Source organism: Ancylomarina sp. YFZ004, from assembly GCF_054254355.1.
This window is the reverse complement of record NZ_JBTCHQ010000004.1, coordinates 212453-238637: the sequence shown is the minus strand read 5'-3', so window position 1 is coordinate 238637 and position 26185 is coordinate 212453. Positions and strand designations below refer to the sequence as shown.

Sequence of the window (26185 nt, the reverse complement as noted above, 5' to 3'; positions counted from 1 at the left end):
GAAAAAAAACCTAACAAAAAGAATAAATATGAATAAATCTTAATTTGTGATATTCTGAACATAAACTTTAATTAACTTAAACTATATTAAAATGTCCTACTATTCTTAAAATTTTTTCGCATGAATTACTTTTAGGATTGATGAAATTAATTAAATTATCATCTGCCTTATGAGGTGATTTAAAAAACAGTTTCGGATCAGAGCAAATTAAACCACCAAACTTCTCTGTAAAATCAAAATTAAAATTTCGATTCAACTTATACTCCTTAAAATCAGGAACAAACAAGGACACTTTTCTATCCGGAAGTCCAGAAAAGAAATCTAAGAATGTAGAAGAATAGTCACTTATTACATGAGAAATAAAGGGATATAAATTATATATATCAGATTGTGAATCTACTATTTTAACATTATCAAAACACTTTATATCTGGTGATTTTTCAGAGGGATGAACTTTAATGTAAAATAAACTATTCAATTTTTCCATTTCCTTATTTAGCCACGTAAGATACTCATCGCTAAAAAGAGGGTTTGAAAACTCATAATCTCTAAAAGTTGGTGCATACAATATTATTTCTTTCCCTTCTGGAAAATAGTTCTCGAGATTAGAAATAAACAGTTTTGAGTTTTGTAGAAATTCAATTTTTGGTTGTCCGAAACTCTTAATCTTTTCTTCTGAAATTTTAAAACTTTTACTGTAAATTTTTGCAAATTCTACAGAGTTAGATATCATAAAATCAACACGTCTTGATTTTAAGGTATCCATTAATCGAGACCTGAATCTCAAATTTTTATCTAAAAACGAAATTCTCTTAATTGGGACTCCATGCCATAAATCAATTACTAAGGTTTTTTTATTATAAAAGACCGGCATAACATCGGACAATGAATGCGTTATGAACACAGCTTTAGCGCTGAGTGCTAACTTAATGGCTTTCCATGAAAAATAGTAATACACAATATACCCTTCATTTGTAAGGTCAGATACAATTTTTCTGGATTTACTAACCCATACGCAATCAAAATCTGTATTTCGATTAGCATACAAAAAAAGATATTTAGCATTACCCTCATAGCCAATTCCACCTCGAGCACTAAAAAGCAGTAAATTATTATCAATTTTAATCAATAAACGCAATGGTACTGAAACAAGATACAATAAGATAAAAGATAAATGTTTCATACTTTTCTAAGCTTAATAAATAAATCAATCAACCACTTTTCAACTAATAACACATAAGCCACAACACTATACAACAACCAATTACCATACCCCTTATTATATTTTCTATGGTAAATCTTCCTACTTGACAAAAGCAATTTAAAATTTTTCCTTTTTGTTGGATACATTAGACTTATTGACGCACCAACAGTATGAATAAAAGAATGATTAGGATCAAAAATTATTTTTCTTCCCAATGATTTAAATTTAGATGCTATAATCCGCTCCTCTCCATAAAGAAAAGTTGACGGATCAAAAAAACCAATCTTCTTGAAATCTTTAAATCGAGCAATAAAAAAAGCACCTTGTATCACGTCAACATATTGTACTGTTTTTATTTCTTTATATGTCAGTGGATTACCAAATATCCGTCGTAATAAAGTTGAACTTATAACAATATCATCCCATACAGATGGTAATTTCCATGCTGAAACATGAGTTTTTTCGTGTTCGTCAAACATCTGAAGACCAGCTAAACAAGCATTATCATCATTTTCCAAAAGAAATAATAGTTGAGATATCTGTTCTTCTTTAACTGTTATATCTGGATTACAAACAAATACGAAATCTATTTTAAATTTATTATTCAAATATTCCAGACCTAAATTATTCCCTTGTGCATAACCTGAATTTGTTTCTGAAACGATAAAGTCGTAATCTAACTTCTCTTTATTTTTTTTAAAAATATCTCTCGAATTATCTGGAGAACAATTATCAACCACAATAATTGGGCTACTAGAATCAAAGGTTCTAATAGATCTAACTAATTGAAGAGTATCCTCAAAAGAGCAATAATTTAAGACGATATATGCAATTTTAGTCATTTATGAAATTAAAAAGTAAAGTAAATATTTATTTGAAGATTAATTTTAGAATTCACAAGCTGTCACATTGTATGATTACTCATAACCTGAATTAATTGACATTAAGAAATCTTCTCTTATTAAGTAATAGCATTACATTCTTATATTCAATAAGAACTAAGAAGATAAGGTATCCGCTAAAACTTAATACAATTTTGAAAATAACGCTACAATTAAAATTGATTAGAATCAAATATGCCAATGAAGCCAATCCTACAGAAATCAACACTATTTTTAATCGTTGAGAGGAATTTAATATCATCCTTAGTCCAATTTCCTTTCGTACTTTTAAATAATGAAACAAAAAGCTTATAGCAAAACTAATTATTGTACTTATTGATGCTCCAATTATGGAATACTTAGGTATTAAAATTAAATTCAATAGAACATTTGCAAGCATGGCAACAACAGATATCTTTAGCTGATATTTTTCCTGATTAACAGCATAAAGGATTCGTCCTAAAATATTATTAAACGAATGAAATACAAGACCACCAGAAATAATAACCAATACAATTGATCCGTTTAAAAATGCGGATCCAAATGTTAACTCTATTAAAGGTGTAGCAAAAACCATTAGCAAAATCATTATTGGCAACATAACCAACATTAAAATATACATAAATCCGCCAAGATGCTTTTTAACGTAGGAAAAATGATTAAGCTTCAACAATGGAACTATGCGGGGGAAGATCACATTTCCAAAAGCTGCTGGGATAAATAAAAATGCTTCATACATGTTATAAGGAGCAACATAAAGTCCTACCTCAGATTGATCTCGAAAAAAACCCAACATAAATATATCGATACGATGATATATAACACCAATTAGACTTGCCATTAAAAAAGGTAGTGCACTTTTAAATATGCTTAATAATTGTTCTTTGTTCCAGATCAACAAATCTATCTTAAGCATTTTACGTTGGACAAACAACATCTCTATTAAAAACCACAGCAAATAATAAACGAGAAGGACAAGACCTAGTATTACTATACCCAATTGTAATATGTAACACATCAACCCAATACAAAATAATCCAAAATAAATTCCAAATTCAAATAACACCTGTATCTTAAAATATCTATAAGCCTGATACAATTGACTAAATTGTTGTATTACCCCTTTAAATGCGCCAATAAAAAAGAACATTACTAACAATAATTTCAGTTCATAAGTATATGGTAAAAATCTAACAACAGGTAAAAAAATCAATCCTCCAACAATCAATAAGAGAATCCGGATTTTTAATATTCCATTAAACAATTCTCCTGATAGATTTTTATTAAATGCGACTTCTCTAGTCAAATAAAAGCCTGAACCAAAGCCAAAAAAAGTCATAAAAAGAATAGACGTTGTATTAGCAGTACCGTAATAACCGAAAAGTTCAGCTCCAAAATATCGGCTTATTGCAATAATAAATACAAACTGGAATATTCTTGTTATTATTGATCCTAAGTTCATAATGATAACATCATTAAAAACTTTGCCCTTTTTTTTAAGCATAAACATTTAAAGTTTTAAAATTTCCTCTACTAATCGTTTAGAACTATCACCATCGATAAAACTATTAAATTGTCGTACGCTTTGATTATCACTCATATGTAGGTTACCATTTTTCAAGGTGGATAAAATCTCACTCCAATCATCACACTTTGCACCAACTATCTCACGGTAATAATCAAAATATAATTCCCTTGATTCAGATAAATATTCTTCAAAATCAAATGGTGCCAGAATAATAGGCTTTCCTGTCAATAGAAAATCAAAATAAGCTCCTGAATAATCGGTAATAAGTAAATCTAGATCTTTTAATAAAGGATTTAAATCATCTATCATGCTGTCTGACAGGTGAATTACACGCTCGCTATTCATTTTAGTATTGCATACACTTTTCCCTACAAAATGTCCTTTTGAAATTAATATACTATTTGTACACTCAAGATATCTTTCCCAATCTTCTTCTATAAAATTAAATTCTTCAAATGGACTAAATTCTTTTTTATGACCTCTAAATGTTGGTAAATAAATTATCTTTCGGGGATTTCCAAATTGCTTATCCCATAGCTTAATTAACTGGTGCTTATTTCCGTTGAAAAAAACATCATTTCTGGGATATCCGGTTAGGAGTATTTGGCTTGGTTTAACATCAAATGCAGAACATAGCTTATCATTAAATATTTCGGCTGTAGAAACAACAGCATCCTGATTATATCCATAAATAAAAGGATAGAAAATCTTAAATATGAAATTTCTTTTTGAGTTATAGACAAGCTTATCGTCTAATCCTATTTTTTTCATTGGAGCTCCATGCCATGTCTGAATAACCTTTGCTCCCTTTATAAAAAACCGATTTATATCAGACTTTCCAGAACTATAAATTACTTTACCCGCTCTTAAAGAATAATAGATTCCAGCAAGGCTATTAATAGAAATACAATTCTCTATTTTTTCTTGTGTCTTTTTATCCCTTGTTAGCCAAAGAACCTTAATCTCTGGTCTGTTAGTTTTCACATACTCAAAAAGCACTTTTGCATTATCAGAGTATTTCTCACCAAACCACGCTCCAAAAACCCATAAATTCTTATTTCTTGGCAAAAGTAACTGTAACCACCAAAATGGAATAAACAGCGTATAAATAAAATATTTTAATATTTTTCCCATTAATTATTATAATTACAATGAAAACACTTTAATTCTAACCCGAAATTATTTAATACTCCTAAAAAGATTCTTAATGTATTCTTTGGTAAGCAATGCAGGATTATTCTTCAATCTTTCCAAATTACAATTCGATAATTTTGAAATCTGATTTTCTTCAATTCCCAACTGACTCAATTTCATGCATAAACCTATTTGAGACCAAAGCATTTCAATTTTTGCCACTCCATCAGATAAATCATCTGCACTAATCAATCTTAAAATCCTCTGAATATCTTCTTTGGCATATTCATAATTTGCCTTCATCACATGAACCAAGGTAAGTGCAACGGCATGTCCGTGAGGCACATTAAACAAAGATGTCATTTTGTACGATAACGCATGGCTTGCCGTTGTCTTGGATATGTTAATTGCTTTTCCAGCCCAATAAGCTCCCTCAATAACAGCATCTTTTGAAGTGTGATCATTATTTACAACTGCTTCCTCTAAATTATTCCAAACCAATCGAATTGCTTTCTCTGCATATTCTTTAGATTCCTTATTTCCTCCTGTTGCCCACATCGATTCTACGGCCTGACAAAAGGCATCGGCACCCGTACAAGCTGTAAGATAAGCAGGAGTGGAATAAGTAAACTGAGAATCTACGATCACATATCCAGGAAGAATGTACTTATGCGCAAAAGAGTATTTTTCTCCATTAATATACATCACAGCAAAATGAGTCGCCTCACTTCCTGTTCCTGCAGTAGTTGGAATAGCGACAAATGGAAATGGTTTTTCATCTAATCGGTTTGCTCTAATGGTTTCTTCCAGATTCCCCTGCCCCTTAGATAAACTGTTAATTAACTTGGCAATATCAATAGCACTTCCGCCACCTATAGCAATGGTTAATTCACACCTTTCCTTATTAAAAAGCGCAATACCCTTCTCAACATCTTCCAACTTAGGATTTTCTTCAAAATCTGAAAACCTAAAATATGGAGTCCCTTGTAACAGCGACTCCATAATTTCCTGAGCTCCGGATTTCTCATAAGAGGATTTACCTGTTACCAGAAATACCTTTTTGCCCGAGTGTAATTTTAATATCTCTGATAAATTAGAGATACTGTCCTTACCTATGTAAATGTTCTCAATCATTATTTTAAAAAATCCATCAAATTTTCCTTATTCTCAACAGGTGTAGTCGTTGGTCGTCCCAAATCATTTCTAGCTCCTTTTTTCACTCGAATCTCCAAAATTGAAGGTCCATCGCTAGCCAATAAGCTTGGTAGAACAGACTCTAAAGATTCAATTGAATCGGCAAAGAAAGATTCCTTGTAGCCAAAACCTTTAGCGATTTGACCAAAGTCAATATCAAATCCAACAGTTGGCTGTCCTCCTACTGAATCGTGAGATCCATTATTGAATACAATGTGTTTTAGATTCTTACAATCAGCAGCAGCAATTATTCCAAAAGAACCTGTATGCATAATGATCGCTCCATCGCCATCAAAACAATACACATTCTTTGAAGAATGCATGGCAACACCCATTGCAATTTGCGAAGCATGTCCCATTGAACCAACAGTAAGAAAATCTTTCTCGTGTCCGGTATTGTGCTTCTCTCTAATCTCAAAAAGTTCTCTGGAAATCTTACCTGTAGTAGAAACAACAACAGAATCTTGTTCTATCATCTCAACCACTTTTTCAATGGCTTCTTCCCTTTCAGGATAAGTATTTTCAGCATCCTTAGCTACTAGTTTATAAGTTTCAAAAGTTCCCTTTTTAACTAAAAACACATAAGGACTTGAATTTTCTTTACAAGCTACAAGCGCTTTTTTCACTTGCTCATTTGCTTCTATGGTATCTGCACTCAACACCTCACTAGGTATCTGCATGGCATCGAAAAGATCTTTAGATACTTTTCCTTGCTTCACGTGTTGTGGTTCATCTTTCACGCCAGGTTCGCCGCGCCATCCTACAAAAAGAATCATTGGGATTTTGTAAACATCCTCATCTGCCAATGACAGTAGAGGATTTACAGCATTACCAATTCCTGAATTTTGCATGTACACAACAGGAACTAATCCTGTTGCCAAATGATAACCGCTTGCCAGGCCTACAGAAGCTCCTTCGTTTGAAGCGATGATGTGCTTATTTGCAGGATAATTATCAAACATGTAGGCTGAAAGAGAAGCCAAAAGAGAATCAGGAACTCCAGTATAGAAGTTCACTTTGTTACTCTCCAAATTTTTAAAAAATGATTTTAATTCTATCATTCTAATCTTATTTAGTACCAGGGATTAGTTCTAGGATTTCCTTTATAGGCATGCATTTATCATTCGCATCAGACGAGCGTCCATTAGCTAAAATTGATTTTGCAACATCCATCATGGCAGGATAAGAAGCACGTAACATGTGATTTGCATAAATCACAACATTTACACCCATCTTACTAAACTCTTCTTCTGTAATGTGATTGAAGGTTGATGGTACAACAACAATTGGTGTATTCATATTATCAGCTCTGAATCGCTCACAGAATTCTTTAATATCATCTCCTGTTTTCTCTTTGCTATGAATCATCACACCATCGGCACCTGCAAGAACATAGGCATGTGCTCTCTCTAATGCTTCATCCACTGATTTCCCAAGAATTAAAGACTCAACACGAGCAATAATCATGAAATCCTCTGTAACCTGAGCTAATTTTCCAGCTTTAATTTTTGCCGAAAAATCTTCTATTGTATCCTGAGTTTGAGCAACAGATGTTCCAAATAAAGAGTTCTTTTTTAATCCTGTTTTATCTTCGATGATAACTGCAGAAACACCATGACGTTCCAAAGTTCTAACCGTAAATACAAAATGTTCTAATTTCCCTCCTGTATCGCCATCGTAAATAATAGGCTTCGTTGTACACTCTAAAGTATCATTTAAACCATGCATACGTGTTGTAATATCAACCGCTTCAATATCTGGTTTTCCCTTTGAAGTAGAATCAGTCAAACTACTTGACCACATTCCATCAAATTCCTGATTTAAACCATTTACACTCACCTTTGCATTTTCTGCAATTAATCCAGTCAAACCACTATGCGATTCAAGAATACGAACAATCGGTTTTGCTTGAATTAGTCGACGAAGACGCTTCATTCTAATTTCCGGAGTAGTTCCAATAGACTTAACCTTCTCGTTTAATTTTGATGAAGAAATTCCTTGTGTATAAGGAACATCTATAACCTTACCATTCCATTCTTTGATGGTATCAATTACACGTTGTCTTGTTTCTTGTTGAATTCCTTCTTTCCAATCGTCACCATGAACAACAAAATCAGGTTTCACATTCATCAAGTTAGGCACGTAATCAAGAGTATCCTGAGGAATTACTTTTTCAACTCCCTTAATATTCTCAACAATCATTTTTCTTTGTTCGTAATCCAAATAAGGTAAACGCTTATAACTTGCGATCGCTTTATCTGTAAGAACACCAACGGTTACAATGCCCAATTTGGCACCTTCTTTAATAATGTTCAAATGTCCTGGATGAATAATATCTGCAGACATCCCAATGTAAACCTTTTTCATCTTTTATATTTTAAAAATCTATTAAATAATCTAGCAATTACTCTCCCAAACCAAAAAACAAGCCTCATTAGCCAAAAACACGTTCTCTTCTTCAGGCTTAATATTCAGCAGTCGAATTTTTCTATTAATTAAGCCTTCTGCCTTCTCAATCAAAGTGTTTAGGTAATTCTTATCAATACTTTCTGCCACTAACAACAGATCCATTATTTTGGAATCCTGTCCTTTGGCAAAGGATCCTGTCAGATAAACCCGTTTTAAATCTCCTATCTTCTCAGCAATTTCCTCTATTATACTATCCAAACCCACATGCTTGCGGATGATGGAGTGTAAGTCATTAAAAAGAGGGTGCTTGATATTGGCATGAAAAACCTTACGGTTCCCTTCGGTCTCAGCCTCTAACAATCCTGCCTCTTCCATACGGTTCAGCTCTAAACGAATGGCGTTGGATGATTCTCCAAACTCAGCCTCGAGACCACGTAAGTAAGATTTCATCTGAACATTCAGAAAAAACTTCAATAATAATTTGATCCTCGTTTTTGAGGTGATTAAACTTTCTAACACAAATTAATGGTTAATGGTTAATGGTTAATTATAAATGGACAATAAAAACACTCTCATCACCCTAATTTCACTGACTAATCAAACCATAATTGTGACTAAATAAAGATTGAGTAGAAATTTTACTCAAAACTAAAACTTATTTTGATAATAGCAAAAGGTTTTCACCACAGATTAGCCAGATTAACACAGATTATATAACATGAAACAAAAAAAAGAATCGAACCACTAATTTTCTCTAATTATAAAAAGAAAAACGAACAGATCTAACCACAGATTACACAGATGAGCACAAATTTCAATCTGTTATACAATATATAATCAACACAACAATCTCGCTTAAAATTAAAACCGAACAAAAATAAGTTAAAAACGGGGGAATAAGGCTTGTCAAATCTGTCAAGTTAGAGTGAAGGTCTATAAAAGTCGAAAAGTCCAAGAGTCTGAAAAGTTCAAGAGACGGAAAGCATGTGAAAAAAATAAATATTTGCTCGTTGAGCGAGGTACATTGAGCTGAGTCGAAATGGAATCGAAACGAAAGCTGATAAGGTCAATCGGGAGTCTAAAAAGCTTAAAAAAATAATTAGACGCAGATGAAATATGATTAAGAAAAGTCTAAGAGTCTGAAAAATTAATCCATGCAATTGAGAACTAAAACCACTTCAACTTAATGCTGAATTTGGTTCAGCATCTGTTGTTCCTTACTATTAGATCCTGATCCCGATACTTATCGGGACAGGATGACGGGATGACAAAATTCAAATCATTCATCCAATAAAAGCCAACTGATAACAGAAAACCGATGACCAACAACTCTCTCTCTGATTAATAAAGCAGGTCAAGTATTCGCGTAATTCGTATAATTAGTGCAATTGATCTTTAACCTTTACCAATATTATAAACCTGGAAGCCTATTTCTTCTAATTCTGTTTTTGATACGACATTACGTCCGTCAAATACAAAAGCGGGTTTTAGCATTTGATCGTAAACCATTTGCCAATCGTAGGTTTTGAACTCATCCCATTCGGTGAGGATGGCGATAGCGTGGGCAGATTGCATGGCGGTGTATGGGGTGTTGTGGACTGTCACGAGACTTCGGATCTCTTCAGTTGTCAATGAGTCGCCACGCATGGCGTCTTTACGGTGAGTCTGGAGATATTCCAGATCGGCGTAGACTTGACTGGCTGTTACTTTAGGATCGTAGATATGGATTTCAGCACGGTCCTGAAGGAGTTCATCAGCGACATAAATAGCAGAAGATTCACGAGTGTCGTTGGTATCTTTTTTGAAAGCCCAGCCTAAGAAAGCAATTTTCTTACCCGAAACCGTATTGAATAAGCTATTAATAATATTCTTGGCAAAACGGTGCTTCTGATAATCGTTCATTTTAATCACCTGCTCCCAATAATCAGCAACTTCAGGTAAATTAAAGTGCTGACATAAATAAACTAAGTTTAAAATGTCCTTTTGAAAGCAAGAACCTCCAAAACCAACAGATGATTTTAGAAATTTAGCTCCAATACGTGAATCTGCTCCAATGGCACGTGAAATCTCGTCCACATCAGCCCCCGTCTTTTCACAAAGAGCAGAAATGGCATTGATGGACGACACACGTTGAGCTAGAAAGGCATTAGCCGTCAACTTGGATAATTCAGATGACCAGACGCGGGTTGTGATAATTCGTTCGCGAGGCACCCAATTTTCGTAAATCTCAACTAAGGCTTCGATAGCAGCTTGTCCATCGGCATCTTCGTCACCACCAATCAAAACACGATCTGGATTGTGTAAGTCAGTCACAGCCGTCCCTTCAGCCAGGAATTCGGGACTGGAGAGCACCTGGAAATTTGTAGAATTACCTGTTGATGTTAGAATGGTACGAAGCGCTTCAGCAGTACGAACAGGGAGAGTCGACTTTTCAACAATAATTTTATCATCTTTAGAGACTCTGGCAATTTGTCGGGCACAAAGCTCAATATATTTTAGGTCAGCCGCCATCCCCTTACCTATCCCATAGGTCTTAGTTGGGGTATTAACAGATATGAAGATCATCTGAGCTTCATCAATAGCAGCATCCACATCAGTCGAGAAAAACAAATTACGATCACGAGCTTCATCTACCACATCAGCTAAGCCTGGCTCATAAATGGGTAATTTATCCAAATCAGCATCATTCCAATCGGCAATGCGTTGCTCATTCAAATCAACCACAGTCACTTTAATGTGTGGGCATTTTTGTGCAATAACGGCCATGGTTGGACCACCAACGTAACCTGCGCCTATACAGCAAATATTTTTGATTGTTCTCGTTTTACCCATTCTTAAATTTCTTATATGTGATCTACAGCTCTCAATCTTGATAACGCGAATTTAAAAAGAATTACGCGAATTATTAACAAAATCAAAGGAATGTTCCTAGCAGTGTTTATAAGAAAAACGATTTAGACGCAGATAAAATATGATTTAACAAAAAAAAAACCACTAATTAGCACTAATAGACTTCATCGAGCTCGTAAACTCGGTCAACTCTAATTCCAAAAAACTTACTATGCAAATAGGCTTCGTTGAATTAACAACTCTTATTCACTAAACCCTCAAATTTTAAAAGAAATGCAATACTAAGAGATTTCATCAAACATTTTTTGCTGTGCCCCCACACTTCTCCTTCCTAAATCTCCTACTGAAAATTTGGAACTACTCTACATTCCCTTTTAATTAGTGGTTAAATATTTTTCTTCTTTCTTCCTTTGAATAACGGATTTAAAGCGAAAATCGTTTTTCTTTTATTGAAAGATTGCTTCAGTCGCAAGCGCCTTCGCAAAGACAAGTATAAATTATTGCGATCTTAGCCTAAAACAAAAAAAGGACTGGCAATGCCAGACCTTCAATTTATTTTTCAAATTACTAATTACTAATTACTAATTACAAATCAATAATCATCGTTTAAGCTTGCCACTGCTCCTTAACAGAACCTATGAACTGTTTACCAAAAACCATACCCACTCCAACAATACCACCAAGTAAAGTCCAAATAATAAGGATCATAGGGCGTTTCGGTTTTGATTTATCAAGAGGTACTGAAACAGGATCGATAATAGTGAAAACAGGGGTATCCTCTTTGACTTGTATTTTTTGAGTTTCTAGCTGCTTAGCCAGTTCGGTGTAAACCGATGAAGCCATTGAGAATTCGGACTGCAAGCGCTCCATTTGAGTTTGCGCCATAGCTGTGCTCACATTTTTATTCTGATCACGAAAGCGAGCCAACTTGTTTTGTGCAGCTGTAAAAGCGGCCTCTTTTTCAGCATAGCGCTCTTCTACAAAAACCATTTGATCTTTAGCCTTCTTGATTTTAAAATCTGTAATGGCTTCCTGTAATAGAATTTGTGCCCGTTGTACCATTTCTGCAGCTGGTCGAGCCTCTGGCATACGGGCTGATATAGACACATAACCATCCTTATCGTTCACCTCTATGGATAATTGATCAGACAACTTCTCCATCAACTTCTTTTCATCTTGAGAAATTGTTAACAAATTATCATTCAACAGGCCGCTGAGAGGAGTCGAAGGGGCACCTTTGATCGCTTTAATGATGACAGCTGGTAAGCCAACAGTAAATTTCTTAATATAACCAAACAGACTTGGTTTATAAACCTCAAGGTAATAGTCCTGGAAACTTACTTTCGCTTTTTGTCCTTCTATTGTCAAAGGAGTTTTCATCATTTCCTTCTGAAAGGGAACCGAAGCAATGATCTTAGGGTATAATGTTGGAGGAATTGTTGATCCCCCACCCATAGAACCCAAGTTAATACCTGCCATAGCCGCTAGTCCTCCCAGTGAACCACCCAACTTCATTCCACCTTCAGCTGATTGAGGCACAATGGTTGAAGATGCCGCATATTCTTTAGAAGAGAATAGGGCAATAAACAAACCTAAAACCATAAAGATTAGGGTGATTTTAATCACTGTTCTACGACCTGCCCAAAGGGTTTTGGCTAGTTGGATTAGATCAATTTCGTCCTCATGCTCAACACGAGAGATCTGCGTTTTGTTTTGTTCTGTTAGTGTACTCATTATATGGACTTAACTTATTCTTTTATTTTTTTATCGTGTTTCGCATTACTAGTCAATGGGCACTGGTCAATAGGCAATAGGCATTGGACACAATCATTGGGGCTTTTTGCCAATTGAGCGGATGTATGCATTGAGCATTTTAACTATTACAACACTTTCCGACTCTAGCTTCTTATAAGTTTCATGATCGATTAATTTCCGATCATTCGCTTTCTTCAACCAATTCTTTGTCTCATATAAAGAACCTCTTGCATAAAACAAAAAATTCTTATTCTCTTTATAATGATATCGACCATATCCTTCGCAGATATTAGCCGAAACTGAATCTGCCGATCTCACAAGCTGCTTCCCAATAGTTGACTTTTCAAAATAAGGCCAGGACATCACAAGTTCCCATATTCGCTTTTCATACGAATAAGCCAATTGATAAACCTTTAAATCTTCTATATCATTCATAACAACAAAGCTATAATCTACATACAAGAACTCAAACTTTCACTCCCTATTGACTATTGAATAGTCAACTAATAACTATTGACACTTCGACTTCGCTCAGTGCAGCGCCACTGACCATTGACCAATGCCGAATGACCATTAACACACCTACCTGAGTGCTATCGAAATAGCCGTAAACATACTCACCACAGCTGAAGTGATTCCTAACCACTTACCTGCTTGTGCGGTTTTATCAACCTGAGGTTTTTCAGGTACGATAATCTCACAGCCTGGTGTTACTTTAGGATAACGGCGACCAAAGATACTTCCACGAGTTGACTCAGCTGTACCATTGGCATAAAGCACATACACCTTACTTTTCTTTGCTGATTCAGCAAAACCACCACTAGATCTGATGTATTTTCTCAAACTCTTATTATCCATAAAAGTCAATGCGACAGGACTTAAAACAGCTCCCGACACTTTTACAGTTTGCATCTGCTCTGGTACTAAAAGCTGATCCCCATCCTTCATTAGTAAATCTTCAACACCACCAGTTTTTTCTAGAATTTTCACCAAATCAATCCCTACAACCTGGTAAGTTATTCGTTTCACAATCGTATCTACCATTGTCGTGTCTTGCCTAATCAAAGCCATTTTAGCATCATATTCAGCATCGTTCATCTCGTGTTTCCTACGTAGTGAGGCCCCTTCAACAAAGGCTTCAGGCGTTACACCACCGGCGCGTCTTATAACATCAGAGATCTTTTCTCCTTTGAAAGTCAAACCAAAGTCGCCTGCATAAGCCACCTCGCCTTGCACCTTAACGACAGCCTGAGGTCGGTAACCTGGTGCGCGTCGCACATAAATCCTATCGAAGGACTCAAGTATAAAGGCGGCATCGTCATCAGCCATCTTTAATTGTCTGTCAACTGGGAACTGAAAAGAATGCGACAACTTCTTAGTTAGGGATTCAATCTCCTTTGTATTTAAGATACGACTCACTTCAACGGCTGACACCTCTGCTTGTTCAAGGAAACCACCTGCCATATAAATTAGATCAGCTAATTTTAAATTTTCAGCATAAGCGTAGGTTCCTGGAAATTGAACTTCACCAACAATCTCAATTGTTCGTGCTTCTCGCATATCGAAAATTGATGAAATCTGAATTTTATCATTTTTTTTCAGAGCAATATCTATTTCTCCATTTAAGACATCTCGAAGCGAGAAAGACAGGCTTTCGAAAGTATAATCCTTCTTCTTACGAATAATCACCCCTCGCTCCATATAGGCTTCCTCTCTGGCACCTTCAGCACGGTCTATCAATTGAGAAAGCATTAAGCCTTCTGTCATCTCATAATTACCCGGACGGTAAACAGCCCCTTCGACACTAACCATATTTTCAAAACGATCAATTACAATTCCTGCAACAATCGAATCCCCATTCATCAAAGTTGTCGATACAAAATCCTGAATTGCAACATCCTTAAATGTCATCGTTCTTGTATTATTTCTATATAATTCTACACGATGCGTATAAGCATTTTCTGAAAAGCCTCCAGCATAGCGAAGCATATCAGCAAGGCTTTCATCTTTCGTCGCTTCAAACCAACCTTCTCGTTTGAATTCGCCTGCCACCTTAACTCTATTCAAATAAGGGCGAACCATAATCACATCCTGATCACGCAACTGAACATTTTCTAGTGTTTTCCCATCTATTAAATAGGCATAAACATCAATTGTAGAAATGATATTTCCATCACGTATAACTTCAATCTGTCTGAATGACCCTTTCTCATTTGGTCCTCCAGCCAGATATAAAGCATTAAAAGCTGAAGCTGTAGCAGGCAAAGTAAAAGTTCCTGGAGCCATCACTTCACCAATCACATTAACAGTAACGGCTTTTAATTGTCCTGCACTCACATCTACAAAAGTATTGGGTTTATCACCCTTCAGACCTGAATAAATAGACATCAAACGGTTTTTGATCTTATTCTGAGCCTTAACAAAAGTTAAACCTGCAACCTGAACAGGTCCTAGGTCAGTAATATAGACACTTCCATTAGACTGAACCTGCAGATTATAAATCTGCTGAGATGCACCATAAATATTAATGACTAGCTCATCTCCCAAACCTAAAGTGTAGGAATCAGAAATCGGCACATTAATAGAGGGAGCAAAAGTCAGTTTATCTGAATTGAAAAAATGAAAACCAAAGATTTTAGATAAATCTTTTTTAATATCTTCATCCAATCCAGCCTTAGGACTTAGCTCATTCAAAGACTCTAGCTCCGCTTCCCCATCAAGCTTTTTAAGTTGAGTAGAATCACCACGAGAACTCCATCTCAATGCTTCAATTCTTTGACGCAACTGGGAAATCTGTGTTTCCGATGCACCTTTGGCTCGAGCCATCATTATAGCTTCTTCAATACCCAAGCCCTTTTTATCCATCTCATCTACAATCTTTCTAATTTGATCATCCTTTAATTTAGCAACATTAACAGTTGCGGGATTAATGTTCTGAGCTATTAAAGTCTGAGAAAGACTAACAAACATGAAAAGAATTAAAATGGTTTTCAGAAACCGAATCATAATGTGTATTTTATCAATTTTACAATTTTCCATATACCCTAATCGAAAGTCTAATTTGTTTTGACGAATAAAAACAAAAAACAGATGAGCGCCCAATCAAAGTCTGGCAAAAGTAAAGACTTATGCTCAAAGCAGCAAGTTTTCACAGAATACAATTCAACAATAAAAGTGTAAAGTAAAAAGGTTAAAGATTAAAGGTCTTTAGAACTTAACTTAATTGATGACTCCTCCTTGATAATGCAATCAACTCTGTTCTTATTAAGATGCAAAAATAGGATATTCATTAGATCTTGCAGCTTGTCAAATCTGTCAACTTAGACCGAAGGTCTAAAAAGGAAAATCAAGGATAAAGGAATTCGAAGATTAAAGGATGATAAGGTTGAGTGCAACGAAATCCGCCTCAGGCGGATTAAAGGTAAACAAGGATAAAGGTAAAAGGAAGGAAAGTATAAGCCAGATCTGCTGGTTCTGACAACTGACAACAACTCTTCTATCTTGAAATAGCCTCGTCATTCTTCCTCGCTAAGACAAATAAACGATGAACCTTCCCATTTAATTAGTGATAATCAGTATCAATTAGTGGTTAACTATTATCTTTTAATCTGAGTTTTTCTGTGTCATTTACTCACAAGCTCGTTAACATGTTAGTGGTTCATTAAAAAAGTCGCACAACTAATATCCTTTCCCTAACGAAAAAAACAGCCTTTATATTTGATAATGTTCATTCTTTATCTCTATCTTCGTAGCCTAGAATGGAACATGTAATAATTCAATCTAGATCCCTATCATTAGAAAGTGAAAACCTTCACTTTTACAATCTCCATTTTTATTATTTTTCATTATTCGATTTATTCATGAGACGAAAAGCCTGTGATTCAGGTTTCAAATCTTATTTATTATATTTTATATTAAAACCAACATTGTCTATTATATCGACAATTGTTGGTTTTTTTTTGATATTAAAACAACCGTTATATACAAATTCTAAAAATTAAGAAATGGATAACAGAAGCTTAGTGTCTATTGATGACTACACCAAAAAAGAAATTTTGGAAGTATTAGCTAAAGCAGCAGAATTTGAAAAGAATCCGAACTCCAATATTCTTGAAGGGAAAGTCATTTCCTCTCTGTTTTTTGAGCCATCAACTCGAACTCGCCTGAGTTTCGAAACGGCTATCAGTCGCATGGGTGGCAAGATTGTTGGCTTTACTGATGCTTCATCATCAAGTACCACCAAGGGAGAAACACTTAACGATACCATTAAAATGGTAAGTAATTATTCTGACCTGATCGTGATGCGCCACCCCATTGAAGGTTCTGCTCGTTGGGCTTCTGAAGTTTCTGATGTTCCTGTGATTAATGCAGGTGATGGTGCCAATCAGCATCCAACTCAGACCATGCTCGATCTTTATTCTATTCAAAAGACACAAGGCACACTTGAGAATCTGAACATTTTTATGGTAGGAGACTTGAAATATGGTAGAACGGTTCACTCTTTATTAATGGCTCTTTCTCATTTTAACCCAACATTTCATTTTATTGCGCCTAAGGAACTGGAAATTCCAAGAGCATATAAAATCGTCATGGATAAAAACAACATTAAGTACCATGAGCATACTGAATTCGATTCTATCATCAACGATGCCGATATTCTTTATATGACTCGTGTACAACGTGAACGTTTCGCCGATCCTTTGGAGTATGAGAAGGTTAAAAATGTCTACATTCTTAAAAATGATATGCTAAAAGATACGAAAGACAACCTACGCATTCTTCATCCTCTCCCTAGAGTCAACGAAATTGCTGTAGATGTGGATGCTAATCCTAAAGCTTACTATTTTGAGCAGGCCCTAAATGGTGTTTATGCTAGACAGGCTATAATTGCTAAAGCTCTGGATCTATAGATTAGAACTATTCTGGCAAACCGATCTCTATCGGAATCAATAGGAAAGATTTATTAAAAATTAGACTAAAAGTACATTAAGATATGACAGCAAAAAAAGAACTTCAGGTAAGAGCCATCAAGAATGGAACCGTTATCGATCATATTCCTGCTGAACTCCTTTTCAAAGTAATCAACATCCTTGAGTTGGATAAATGCTCAACTACAGTCACCATTGGGAACAACTACAAGAGTGACATGCTGGGTAAAAAAGGCATCATTAAAATATCGGAGAAATTTTTCGAGGCCGAAGAAATCAATAAAATTTCATTGATTGCGCCCAATGTGAAATTTAATATCATCAGAGATTATCAGGTTGTTGAAAAAAGTGTTGTTGAAACTCCCAATAAGGTTGAAGGCATCGTTAAATGCATGAACCCTAAATGTATCACTAACGTTGAAGAGGTATATACCAAGTTTAAAGTCATGAGCTCAACACCAATCACTTTAAAATGCCACTACTGTGAAAAGATCACTGATCACAAAAACATTCATATTAAATAAGCTGAGCTTATTGACTGACAATACAAAGGAGTTCCATCGTGGGGCTCCTTTTTTTTTCAAAAAAATATTCAACCACAGATTACTCAGATTTACACAGATTTTTAAAAGAATATTTTAACCTCTAATTAATTTCATTGATCTCGCAAGCTCGGTATTCACTGATAAACATTAATTAGGGGATACTTGTTACTTGGATTTCCTTTAACCTTATCTTCTTTTCCCTTCCCTTTGTGTTAAGACGCGATAAATCGCGTTCTCTACTATTTTTTTTCTTTTTTACTTTATCCTTAGATCTACTTTATCCTTTAAACTTGAAATTCCTTTATCCTTAAATTTCCTTTAAACTTATCTTCTTTTCCTTACCTTTGCGGCAGAAAAATAATAAGCAGGTATTTGGCCTGTATAACAAGAAGAACAATGAGTATGACTAGCGAAGAACTTCAAGATATCGTTTTACAAGCATTAGAATTTGGCCAAAATGGTAAAACTCGAGCTTGCAACGCACAATTACGCCTGATCTACTCATCGCTTCAAACCAATCCTCTTCTTCTTTGGGATAGTAGTCAGATTTCACAATTGGGCAAAAGTCTTATTCTTATGCTTCACATCGATATGATTGATGATGAAGAAAAAAGCATTGGCCTAGTCCTGCTCGCCTACCTCTTTTTATCAAAGGGCATTCAAAAAGAAGAACAGATGCCTGAGATCGATCTATGCGAGATGTTTCGCATTCGCAAAGACCGCGTTATCCTATTGAAAAGTTTTGATGACTTTTTCGTAGATAGTTTGCAAGAAATCTATTATGCGAATGAAAAAGCTGCTGATAGAGAGGCTTTTAATGAACAGCGAAAAGCCGTTCTAAGCCGACTTCCTCTTATGCAATTCTCTGACATTTACGATATTGAACAGGATTATCCTAATTTAAGAGATGATGAATTTCTTTTGGATACTGCCAATTTTATTGAACTGGAAGATGAAATTACGTCAGACAACCTAAGAGAAGCCCAGCTATTACACAAAATCCTATTCAAACACACACTGCAAAGACTGAAAGAAGGTAAAATCATCTATTAAGCCTCTAGGATTTGAGATCTGTAAATCAAACACTTAATCCCAATCCTTTTATCCTTTCTTCTTGTTAATGATTCAAGTCACAAGGTTAAAGTGTAAAGGTTAAAGTAAAATAACAAAAACCGAGTTTACGAGCTCGACGAAGTCCATCGGTGTCTAAATCGTTCTTTTTAATAAAATTTATCAGGAACAATTAGGTCGCACGCTTACAGGTTTTGTTTCGACCTTTGTACTTTCAAACCTTTACCCTTTCTTTCCTTTATCCTTGAATCCCGAGAATCGTGATTATCCTTATTTTCCTTTAAGCTTTGCATTTTTTTTGATTGATAATTCTTATCTTGAGGTTTATTCTAAAAGAGAATAAAGAATCTGAATTTCCACATGAAAAGGAATAGATAAATATGACTCAAGAAAAATACGATCTTATTGTAATAGGAAGCGGTCCTGCAGGTTTTTCAGCAGCTACACGTGCCATCGACTTCAAAAAATCAGTCTGTATAATTGAAGCGAACCATCTTGGTGGTGCTGGTATTATGAATGGTGCACTCACCTCAAAAGCGATGTGGGAGTTATCAAAAGATTTTAACATTGCTTCATCAGTTAATCGAGGTTATAGAGCTTCGGGGCTCTTTGCTGATTACAAGCAAGTTCAGAAAACAATCATTCAGGCTGCCAAGCAAAAGCAACTTCAGATGCTGTCTCAAATTGAGACTTTTTCAGAATCAACGGATAGCCACGGAAGCATTTGCCTGAAATATGGCTGGGCTCGATTTATTGATTCTCACACCATAGAGATCAAACACAAAGGAGAAACACAGCAAATTTCAGGTGACAATATTATTATTGCGACTGGATCTCGACCAAGAGAAATGCCGGATATTGAGATTGATCAGGAACGAATCATCGATTCTGAAGGTATCATGAACCTCAAAGAATTTCCTGAACGCATGATTATTATCGGTTCGGGTATTATCGGCTGCGAGTACGCTACAATTTTCTCCAATTACAAGCAAACCGAAGTCCACCTACTTGACCGCCAACACAAAGTAATTCCTTATGAAGACGATGATGTCAGCGAATTCGTTTCGAAGAGTCTTGAAAATAACGGGGTGATTATTCATCATACGGCCAACCTAAGAACAATTCGTAAACGTAGCGATTGCTTAGAGGTTGTATTAGATTATCAAGATGGCCACTCGAAAGTGATTGAAGTTGATGTAGCCGTTGTGGCTGTTGGGAGAGTCCCGAATTTGGACAATATGGGACTGGAAAATGTCAATATTCAAACAACTGAAAGAGGCTATTTAGACATCAATGATGCATGTGCGACTGACAATTTCCAATCCTGCAATATTTTTGCTGCCGGAGATGTCTCTGGTCATGCACAACTATACTCAGTCGGAGAACTTCAAGGCCGATTTATTGTTGAAGCCCTATATGGCAATTTAGAATACCCCTTGGATTATTCCAATATGTCAACCCTCATGTTCTTTAAACCTGAAGTCGCAGCAGTTGGCTTAAACGAAAAAGCTTGTAAGAGTAGAAAAATTGCTTACAAAGTAGCGACCTATTCAAATTCACTCATAAATAGAGCTATTGCCATGAGAGCTACCGATGGTTTTATTAAAATTATTGTGAGCGATGATGGTGAGAACCGCATATTGGGTATGCGTGCTGCTGGCCCACAAGCCTCAACACTTATCACATCCATCGCCTACCAAATTACACAAAAAGGTACTCTTAAGGATATTCGGAAAAATGTGCATCCACACCCAAGTATTTCTGAAGGAGTTCAGGAATGTTTACGTGTATTCGAAGGTAAGTCAATCTACAAGCCTCAGGCCTTTCCTGATTTAATCAAATTAAAATCGTGGAAACCAGAGATTCAAGGATAAAGGATAAAGGATAAAGGAAATTAAGGCTGAGTGTAGCGAAGTCCGCCGCAGCCGGATTAAAGAAAAACAAGGGTAAAGAAGAATAAGATTAAAGCAAATAAGGTCTGGAAAATAATTTACAAGAGCGTTTATATCGGTTTTCTGTAGGTATTATCAAAGAAGTAAGGAATCTTCCCAATTCAAGAGAGTATCAAGTTATATCTTATCAAATACTCAAATCATCAACATCTGTTGGTGCAAATTATGAGGAAGCACAATCAGCAGTTTCAAAGGCTGATTTTTCAAATAAAATTGGGATTTCACTTAAAGAAATAAGAGAATCAAACTACTGGATTCGAATAATTATTGAAATTTCAGAAGCAAATACTAACTGGGATACCTTAGAGGCTGAATCTAAAGAATTGATGAAAATTTTAGGTTCTATTTATTCTAAAAGCTCAAAACACAGATAAATATTTTGTTTTTTTTTCACTTTAATCTTTATCCTTAAAACTTGAATCTGATATAAAAATAGCGTCTAAACTAATAAAGTTTAGACGCTATTTTTATACAGGTTAGGCTTAATGCCTTGTTACTTTCGATTTAATCTTTGCACGAATATGAGCAGAATCTTCTGACAATAAAAATCGTCTTGTTGATGTTGGAAGGAAGTCGATAACCATATCCAACTTATCTTCACGAATAGCCTGTCTAACCTTAGAAGCCGAAATATAATTATCCTTAGAACCACTCGTAATACGAGGAATCTCTATAAGCTCTACCCCATTAGATGGCAAATGTTTGATCATTGCTTCGTTATAGGCTTGAGTTACGGGTGAATACATTTCTGTTCCCACATATCGACGATTAATATTGAAAATCGGCACAATATATCTCATAAAAGTAATCACATCCAACTCAGCTTGACAAGCTGCAATATCTGATTCTTTCTCTTGTTTTAAGAAATAAGATGGGAAAATCGTACCAGAAACCACATAATTGCCTCCTTTTACCATCACTAAATTATCGATATGACCTAATTCCTCCTTGATCAAACGCCAACGGGTTGTAAAGTTAAAGGATGAGCGATCTTCCTCAACAACAAATAGGTAGACGACTCTATTCTCGCGGCATGCCTTTTCAATCAGGTATTTATGCCCCATGGTAAATGGATTACAATTCACAACCACGGCTGCTATACCCCCTACATTCACATCACGTTTAATAGAACGTAAATAATTCTGATAGGTTTTTATATTCTCATAACCGAACTCAAGAACAGAGAACAGAGGTTCGGCTGTGGCAATCTCAGTAAAACCAAGACCTTTAAATACCACTAAGTTACGAGGCTTAGTATAAACAAAAATATGATTATGCTTTTGAATGACAATATCAATCAAGTGCGTTACAATCTGAGCAAAAGCTGCACCTTCTCTAAATTTAGGCGCTACAGCAACATATTTCAAAACACGCCCCTTATAGGATCCAGTTCCAATAATTTCATCATTCAAATTATATATAATCATAGAATAATCAACATCCGCTGGAATGTAATCAAAACCCAAATCAGACAAAAACTGAGAAAGCAGCTTGATATCAAAAGGGTTTCTCAAATCTAAGGATTCTTCTCTATAGTCAGTATTTTCTACGCCCATTATTATATCGTATTATCCCTTTAAGTTGGGACTATGTTCAAATTATTTAAACTGAATTTACTCATCATTCCAAACCAACTGCCTATTTACAGAGTACATGAAATAAGAGACAGCCAGAAGATCGGCAGAACCTCCTGGTGATATTTTTCTCACTCTACAAAACTCAATTAAGACTGCATAATCAGCATCAAATTGAGATGTACCAAATGTATCGATACATGCAGTCGCTCTATTTTTCAACTCTTCTAAAACTTCTGACCCTTTTCTGTAAAGGATATTGCTATCATCATTCTGCGATATGATAGCAAGTAAAGCATGTGTCAAGCCTTTGTTTAGCAACTTATCATTCAATATTTTTTCCGAATCGAAATGTTGGTGTAAGACCGGAAGAGCCTTTTGAAAAACACAAGGCATACCTGCTTGTATTTCCCCTCTAATCCCCTGCCCTTTCTTACCAAATCGTCGGAAACATTCTTCGCCATGTGTCTCTTTCCCCAAGTAGAGCTTCTTACCCAATTCTCGCGCAACCAAATCACCATTCATAGCCTGAATAACAGACACAAATGCTTCATTAGTAAATGATTCTTTTGCAATAAGATGTGCAGAAACAAAAATTGAAAAGCCCATGAGGAAAATAGCTCCCTTATGGGTATTAATACCATGGGTTTCAGCAAACATATCGGCTTCAATTTCCAGACCAATCAAACGCAAGTTTGGTAAAGCTTCTTTCAGATTATCACCTGAAAAAGTATAACCAAAGTCAGCTATCTTTTTGAATGATACCGAAAGAGCTGCCGTTGAGTTTAAAAAGGTAGAAAAATCCATATCCGAATGCGATCCCTCATCAAAACGATCGACTAATCCTGGCTTGGGTGCCAAAGCAACCTCATGCAATAAGGATTGCGTAGCCAATATTGAAAGTTGCTTACAGATGCGTTCTTTTTTCTTCTGGTCTTGATACTTTGAAATCTCCAATGCCACTTTCATGCGCATCGCAGCATAATCATGAACTTGTTTGCGCATGCAATAAATAGCAGGTGCATTATTACAGAAGAAGCATAACTTCGCTTTCCCAGAAGAAACAGGTTCTCCCTTTTCATCAACCACATCAACATCTAAAAGACGTCCAATAGGATGATTAATTTCAAAGGTTTCGCAAAGATTTTTCAGTTGGATAGCTGTGTAATCAGAATCGATTATTTCAGCAAGAAAGAAGTCTCCTGCAGCATCGGTTTCACAATGACTAGTTTCACTGTTGATCACAATTCGATGTGAAAGGAGGTAATTTTTCAACTCCCTTAAACAGCTTGAGAAAAAAGCATGGAAGTTGTCATTAGACTTAGGTAAGCCTGGAATATTCAAATTAAAACTCAGAGTGATACAGCCTCTTTCAAGTCTCTGCATCCTCAAATCTCTTCGCTTATCCTTAGCCAAAAGCAATTCTTCTATCGACTTATCCATCCCTGCAGTCATGACTTTAGTTTGTATTGATTTGCAATAAAAACCAATTAATTTGTTTCTAAAAAGAGAAACAGTTCCCTCTCCATTTTAACAGAGAGGGAAATATAGTTTTCAACTCGAAAATCGAATTGACTTATTCTAAATTTGTAACATTTTTGATCACGTCGATAATTGTTCCATCACGGTATTCTACCAATGCAACAATCTTATCGCCAAGCTGTTTCGGTGCAGGAATACCTGTCATAGAATCAACTTCTTTTTTAAGATCTTTAATATCAACCACTTTTAGTCCCGCTTTTTTCAAAGCTGCTGCTAAATTAGGTTTTGCAGGGTTTACACAAACACCACGCTCAGTTACAACCACATCAACACTCTCACCTGGAGTTACAACAGTATGAACACGATCCATAATGATTGGTAAACGACCACGGAAAGATGGACAAACAATCACTGAAAGATTTGCTCCGGAAGCAGTATCAGAGTGACCACCAGAAGCACCACGAATCTCACCTGATGAACCAGTAATAACGTTTACATTGAAATCAACATCCACTTCAAGTGCACCTAAAACAACCACATCCAATTTATTGGTCATGGCACCACAGTTATTAGGGTTCGCATATTGATCACAAGTGATCTCAACGTGCTTAGGGTTATTCAATACAGAAGTACTTACAGCAGCGTCGAACGATTGAACATCGAAAATGGCTTTAAACAAACCTTCTTCAAGCATGTCAACACCGTAAGATGTTACACCACCAATCATGAAAGAACCTTGGATGCTTTTGCGCTTCATATCCTCGCGAAGAAATTTAGCCACAGCCAAAGAAGCACCACCGGCACCAACCTGGAATGACATACCATCCTTAAACAAACCTGAATGTTCGATTACTGTAGCAGCAATACGAGCAATACGCAAGTCCATTGGTGAAGATGTAATACGAGTTGTTCCCGATGCAATTTTAGATGCATCACCAATGCTGTCAATTTTCACAACATGGTCAACAAAATGCTGACGAACCGTACTTGGAACACATGGGTATTCAACCATATTATCCGTAACGATAATCACATTTTTTGAATAACGAGCATCGATATCAGCATAACCCATAGAACCAAATGCAGATGGTCCGTGAGAACCTGTAGCATTACCTTCCTCGTCAGCAGCTGAAGCAGCAAGTACCGATAAATCTGGTTTAATTCGTCCTGTTAAGAAATCGCGAACACGACCACCATGTGAGTGAATAATCGCTGGGTATTTTAATTTTCCCATCGAAATAGTATCGCCAAGAAGGCCTCTAATACCTGATGAAAAGATTTTAGTAATCATACCTTTCTCAACGTAAGGAACCAATCCGTCGTGAGCTGAAGTCAATGAAGATGAAGCCAAAGTAATATCTTTGATTCCCATCTGATCTAAAATCTCGATAGTTTGCATCAACACACCATCACCTCCACGAAGGTGGTGATGACAAGTAACAGTCATACCATCGAAAGGCTTACACTTCTTGATAGCCTCTTCTAAACTAGAACAAACTTTTGATGTGTGTGCTTTTTTTGCTTTTAATGTGCGTGAAATGTTGGTAGATGGAACTTCATCTTCGATGATACTTTTCCAAACACCTTGGTAAGGCTGCAATTCGCCAATACCTTCTATATATTCAGGAATTTCAACTCCTAATGCGTTTTTCATTGTTTTATTATTAATTGCTCTCCG

The 26185-nt window shown here is 35.7% G+C and carries 20 protein-coding genes; 5 read left to right on the top strand and 15 right to left on the bottom strand.

All coding sequences use genetic code 11. The features are described from left to right. Positions 1–76 precede the first annotated feature (76 nt). The 12 genes from ACXR6G_RS08690 to ACXR6G_RS08635 form a co-directional block, all read right to left on the bottom strand. Positions 77–1183 (bottom strand): CDP-glycerol glycerophosphotransferase family protein, encoded by a 1107-nt coding sequence (locus ACXR6G_RS08690; RefSeq protein ID WP_458361027.1) that lies wholly within the window; start codon positions 1181–1183, stop codon positions 77–79. Further along, positions 1180–2046, bottom strand: a complete 867-nt coding sequence (locus ACXR6G_RS08685) for a glycosyltransferase (protein WP_458361026.1) — start codon at positions 2044–2046, stop codon at positions 1180–1182. Before ACXR6G_RS08685 ends, ACXR6G_RS08690 begins: the two co-directional genes overlap by 4 nt. Positions 2047–2137: 91 nt before the next feature. After that, a complete protein-coding gene (locus ACXR6G_RS08680) occupies positions 2138–3589 on the bottom strand; it encodes a flippase (RefSeq protein WP_458361025.1) in 1452 nt (483 codons plus the stop codon). Positions 3590–3595: 6 nt separating this feature from the next. Then, positions 3596–4747, bottom strand: a complete 1152-nt coding sequence (locus ACXR6G_RS08675) for a CDP-glycerol glycerophosphotransferase family protein (protein ID WP_458361024.1) — start codon at positions 4745–4747, stop codon at positions 3596–3598. A 45-nt stretch (positions 4748–4792) separates the two neighbouring features. Beyond that, positions 4793–5881, bottom strand: a complete 1089-nt coding sequence (locus tag ACXR6G_RS08670) for a phosphonoacetaldehyde reductase (protein WP_458361023.1) — start codon at positions 5879–5881, stop codon at positions 4793–4795. After that, positions 5881–7002, bottom strand: a complete 1122-nt coding sequence (gene aepY / locus ACXR6G_RS08665; protein ID WP_458361022.1) for a phosphonopyruvate decarboxylase — start codon at positions 7000–7002, stop codon at positions 5881–5883. The genes ACXR6G_RS08670 and aepY overlap by 1 nt, the downstream gene beginning before the upstream one ends. A gap of 7 nt (positions 7003–7009) precedes the next feature. Continuing rightward, positions 7010–8308, bottom strand: coding sequence for a phosphoenolpyruvate mutase (gene aepX, locus ACXR6G_RS08660; protein WP_458361021.1), 1299 nt, complete (start codon positions 8306–8308; stop codon positions 7010–7012). Positions 8309–8338: 30 nt separating this feature from the next. Then, positions 8339–8800, bottom strand: coding sequence for a hypothetical protein (locus tag ACXR6G_RS08655; protein WP_458361020.1), 462 nt, complete (start codon positions 8798–8800; stop codon positions 8339–8341). A gap of 945 nt (positions 8801–9745) precedes the next feature. Continuing rightward, positions 9746–11182 (bottom strand): UDP-glucose 6-dehydrogenase, encoded by a 1437-nt coding sequence (locus ACXR6G_RS08650; RefSeq protein ID WP_458361019.1) that lies wholly within the window; start codon positions 11180–11182, stop codon positions 9746–9748. A 624-nt stretch (positions 11183–11806) separates the two neighbouring features. Then, positions 11807–12934 (bottom strand): GNVR domain-containing protein, encoded by a 1128-nt coding sequence (locus ACXR6G_RS08645; RefSeq protein ID WP_458361018.1) that lies wholly within the window; start codon positions 12932–12934, stop codon positions 11807–11809. A 93-nt stretch (positions 12935–13027) separates the two neighbouring features. Beyond that, positions 13028–13390, bottom strand: coding sequence for a four helix bundle protein (locus tag ACXR6G_RS08640; RefSeq protein WP_458361017.1), 363 nt, complete (start codon positions 13388–13390; stop codon positions 13028–13030). Positions 13391–13537: 147 nt separating this feature from the next. Beyond that, the gene (locus tag ACXR6G_RS08635) at positions 13538–15961 is read right to left on the bottom strand and encodes an SLBB domain-containing protein (protein ID WP_458361016.1); all 2424 of its coding nucleotides are present in this window, start codon (positions 15959–15961) and stop codon (positions 13538–13540) included. Between the two features lie 998 nt (positions 15962–16959). On the opposite strand from ACXR6G_RS08635, the gene pyrB reads away from it, so the two are divergent. The 5 genes from pyrB (at position 16960) to ACXR6G_RS08610 (ending at position 21825) form a co-directional block, all read left to right on the top strand. Further along, positions 16960–17865, top strand: coding sequence for an aspartate carbamoyltransferase (gene pyrB / locus ACXR6G_RS08630; protein WP_458361015.1), 906 nt, complete (start codon positions 16960–16962; stop codon positions 17863–17865). 83 nt (positions 17866–17948) lie between these two features. Next, positions 17949–18407, top strand: a complete 459-nt coding sequence (gene pyrI, locus ACXR6G_RS08625) for an aspartate carbamoyltransferase regulatory subunit (protein WP_458361014.1) — start codon at positions 17949–17951, stop codon at positions 18405–18407. 423 nt (positions 18408–18830) lie between these two features. Then, the gene (locus ACXR6G_RS08620; protein WP_458361013.1) at positions 18831–19481 is read left to right on the top strand and encodes a hypothetical protein; all 651 of its coding nucleotides are present in this window, start codon (positions 18831–18833) and stop codon (positions 19479–19481) included. A gap of 398 nt (positions 19482–19879) precedes the next feature. Continuing rightward, complete coding sequence (locus ACXR6G_RS08615; RefSeq protein WP_458361012.1) at positions 19880–21373, top strand: dihydrolipoyl dehydrogenase family protein; 1494 nt, start codon at positions 19880–19882, stop codon at positions 21371–21373. A gap of 104 nt (positions 21374–21477) precedes the next feature. Next, the gene (locus ACXR6G_RS08610; RefSeq protein ID WP_458361200.1) at positions 21478–21825 is read left to right on the top strand and encodes a four helix bundle protein; all 348 of its coding nucleotides are present in this window, start codon (positions 21478–21480) and stop codon (positions 21823–21825) included. Positions 21826–21933: 108 nt separating this feature from the next. Here the strand turns inward: ACXR6G_RS08610 and ACXR6G_RS08605 are convergent, their stop codons facing one another. From ACXR6G_RS08605 to citF, 3 genes are all read right to left on the bottom strand, one after another. Further along, positions 21934–23007: a [citrate (pro-3S)-lyase] ligase gene (locus tag ACXR6G_RS08605; RefSeq protein WP_458361011.1), complete on the bottom strand. Its 1074-nt coding sequence runs from the start codon at positions 23005–23007 to the stop codon at positions 21934–21936. A 57-nt stretch (positions 23008–23064) separates the two neighbouring features. Continuing rightward, a complete protein-coding gene (locus ACXR6G_RS08600) occupies positions 23065–24468 on the bottom strand; it encodes a triphosphoribosyl-dephospho-CoA synthase (protein ID WP_458361010.1) in 1404 nt (467 codons plus the stop codon). 133 nt (positions 24469–24601) lie between these two features. Then, a complete protein-coding gene (citF, locus tag ACXR6G_RS08595) occupies positions 24602–26161 on the bottom strand; it encodes a citrate lyase subunit alpha (RefSeq protein ID WP_458361009.1) in 1560 nt (519 codons plus the stop codon). Positions 26162–26185 lie beyond the last annotated feature (24 nt).

Coding starts and splice junctions, on each gene's coding strand:
- ACXR6G_RS08690 (WP_458361027.1), bottom strand. CDS start 1,183: ATGAAACATTTATCTTTTATCTTATTGTATCTTGTTTCAGTACCATTG.
- ACXR6G_RS08685 (WP_458361026.1), bottom strand. CDS start 2,046: ATGACTAAAATTGCATATATCGTCTTAAATTATTGCTCTTTTGAGGAT.
- ACXR6G_RS08680 (WP_458361025.1), bottom strand. CDS start 3,589: ATGCTTAAAAAAAAGGGCAAAGTTTTTAATGATGTTATCATTATGAAC.
- ACXR6G_RS08675 (WP_458361024.1), bottom strand. CDS start 4,747: ATGGGAAAAATATTAAAATATTTTATTTATACGCTGTTTATTCCATTT.
- ACXR6G_RS08670 (WP_458361023.1), bottom strand. CDS start 5,881: ATGATTGAGAACATTTACATAGGTAAGGACAGTATCTCTAATTTATCA.
- aepY (WP_458361022.1), bottom strand. CDS start 7,002: ATGATAGAATTAAAATCATTTTTTAAAAATTTGGAGAGTAACAAAGTG.
- aepX (WP_458361021.1), bottom strand. CDS start 8,308: ATGAAAAAGGTTTACATTGGGATGTCTGCAGATATTATTCATCCAGGA.
- ACXR6G_RS08655 (WP_458361020.1), bottom strand. CDS start 8,800: ATGAAATCTTACTTACGTGGTCTCGAGGCTGAGTTTGGAGAATCATCC.
- ACXR6G_RS08650 (WP_458361019.1), bottom strand. CDS start 11,182: ATGGGTAAAACGAGAACAATCAAAAATATTTGCTGTATAGGCGCAGGT.
- ACXR6G_RS08645 (WP_458361018.1), bottom strand. CDS start 12,934: ATGAGTACACTAACAGAACAAAACAAAACGCAGATCTCTCGTGTTGAG.
- ACXR6G_RS08640 (WP_458361017.1), bottom strand. CDS start 13,390: ATGAATGATATAGAAGATTTAAAGGTTTATCAATTGGCTTATTCGTAT.
- ACXR6G_RS08635 (WP_458361016.1), bottom strand. CDS start 15,961: ATGATTCGGTTTCTGAAAACCATTTTAATTCTTTTCATGTTTGTTAGT.
- pyrB (WP_458361015.1), top strand. CDS start 16,960: ATGGATAACAGAAGCTTAGTGTCTATTGATGACTACACCAAAAAAGAA.
- pyrI (WP_458361014.1), top strand. CDS start 17,949: ATGACAGCAAAAAAAGAACTTCAGGTAAGAGCCATCAAGAATGGAACC.
- ACXR6G_RS08620 (WP_458361013.1), top strand. CDS start 18,831: ATGACTAGCGAAGAACTTCAAGATATCGTTTTACAAGCATTAGAATTT.
- ACXR6G_RS08615 (WP_458361012.1), top strand. CDS start 19,880: ATGACTCAAGAAAAATACGATCTTATTGTAATAGGAAGCGGTCCTGCA.
- ACXR6G_RS08605 (WP_458361011.1), bottom strand. CDS start 23,007: ATGGGCGTAGAAAATACTGACTATAGAGAAGAATCCTTAGATTTGAGA.
- ACXR6G_RS08600 (WP_458361010.1), bottom strand. CDS start 24,468: ATGGATAAGTCGATAGAAGAATTGCTTTTGGCTAAGGATAAGCGAAGA.
- citF (WP_458361009.1), bottom strand. CDS start 26,161: ATGAAAAACGCATTAGGAGTTGAAATTCCTGAATATATAGAAGGTATT.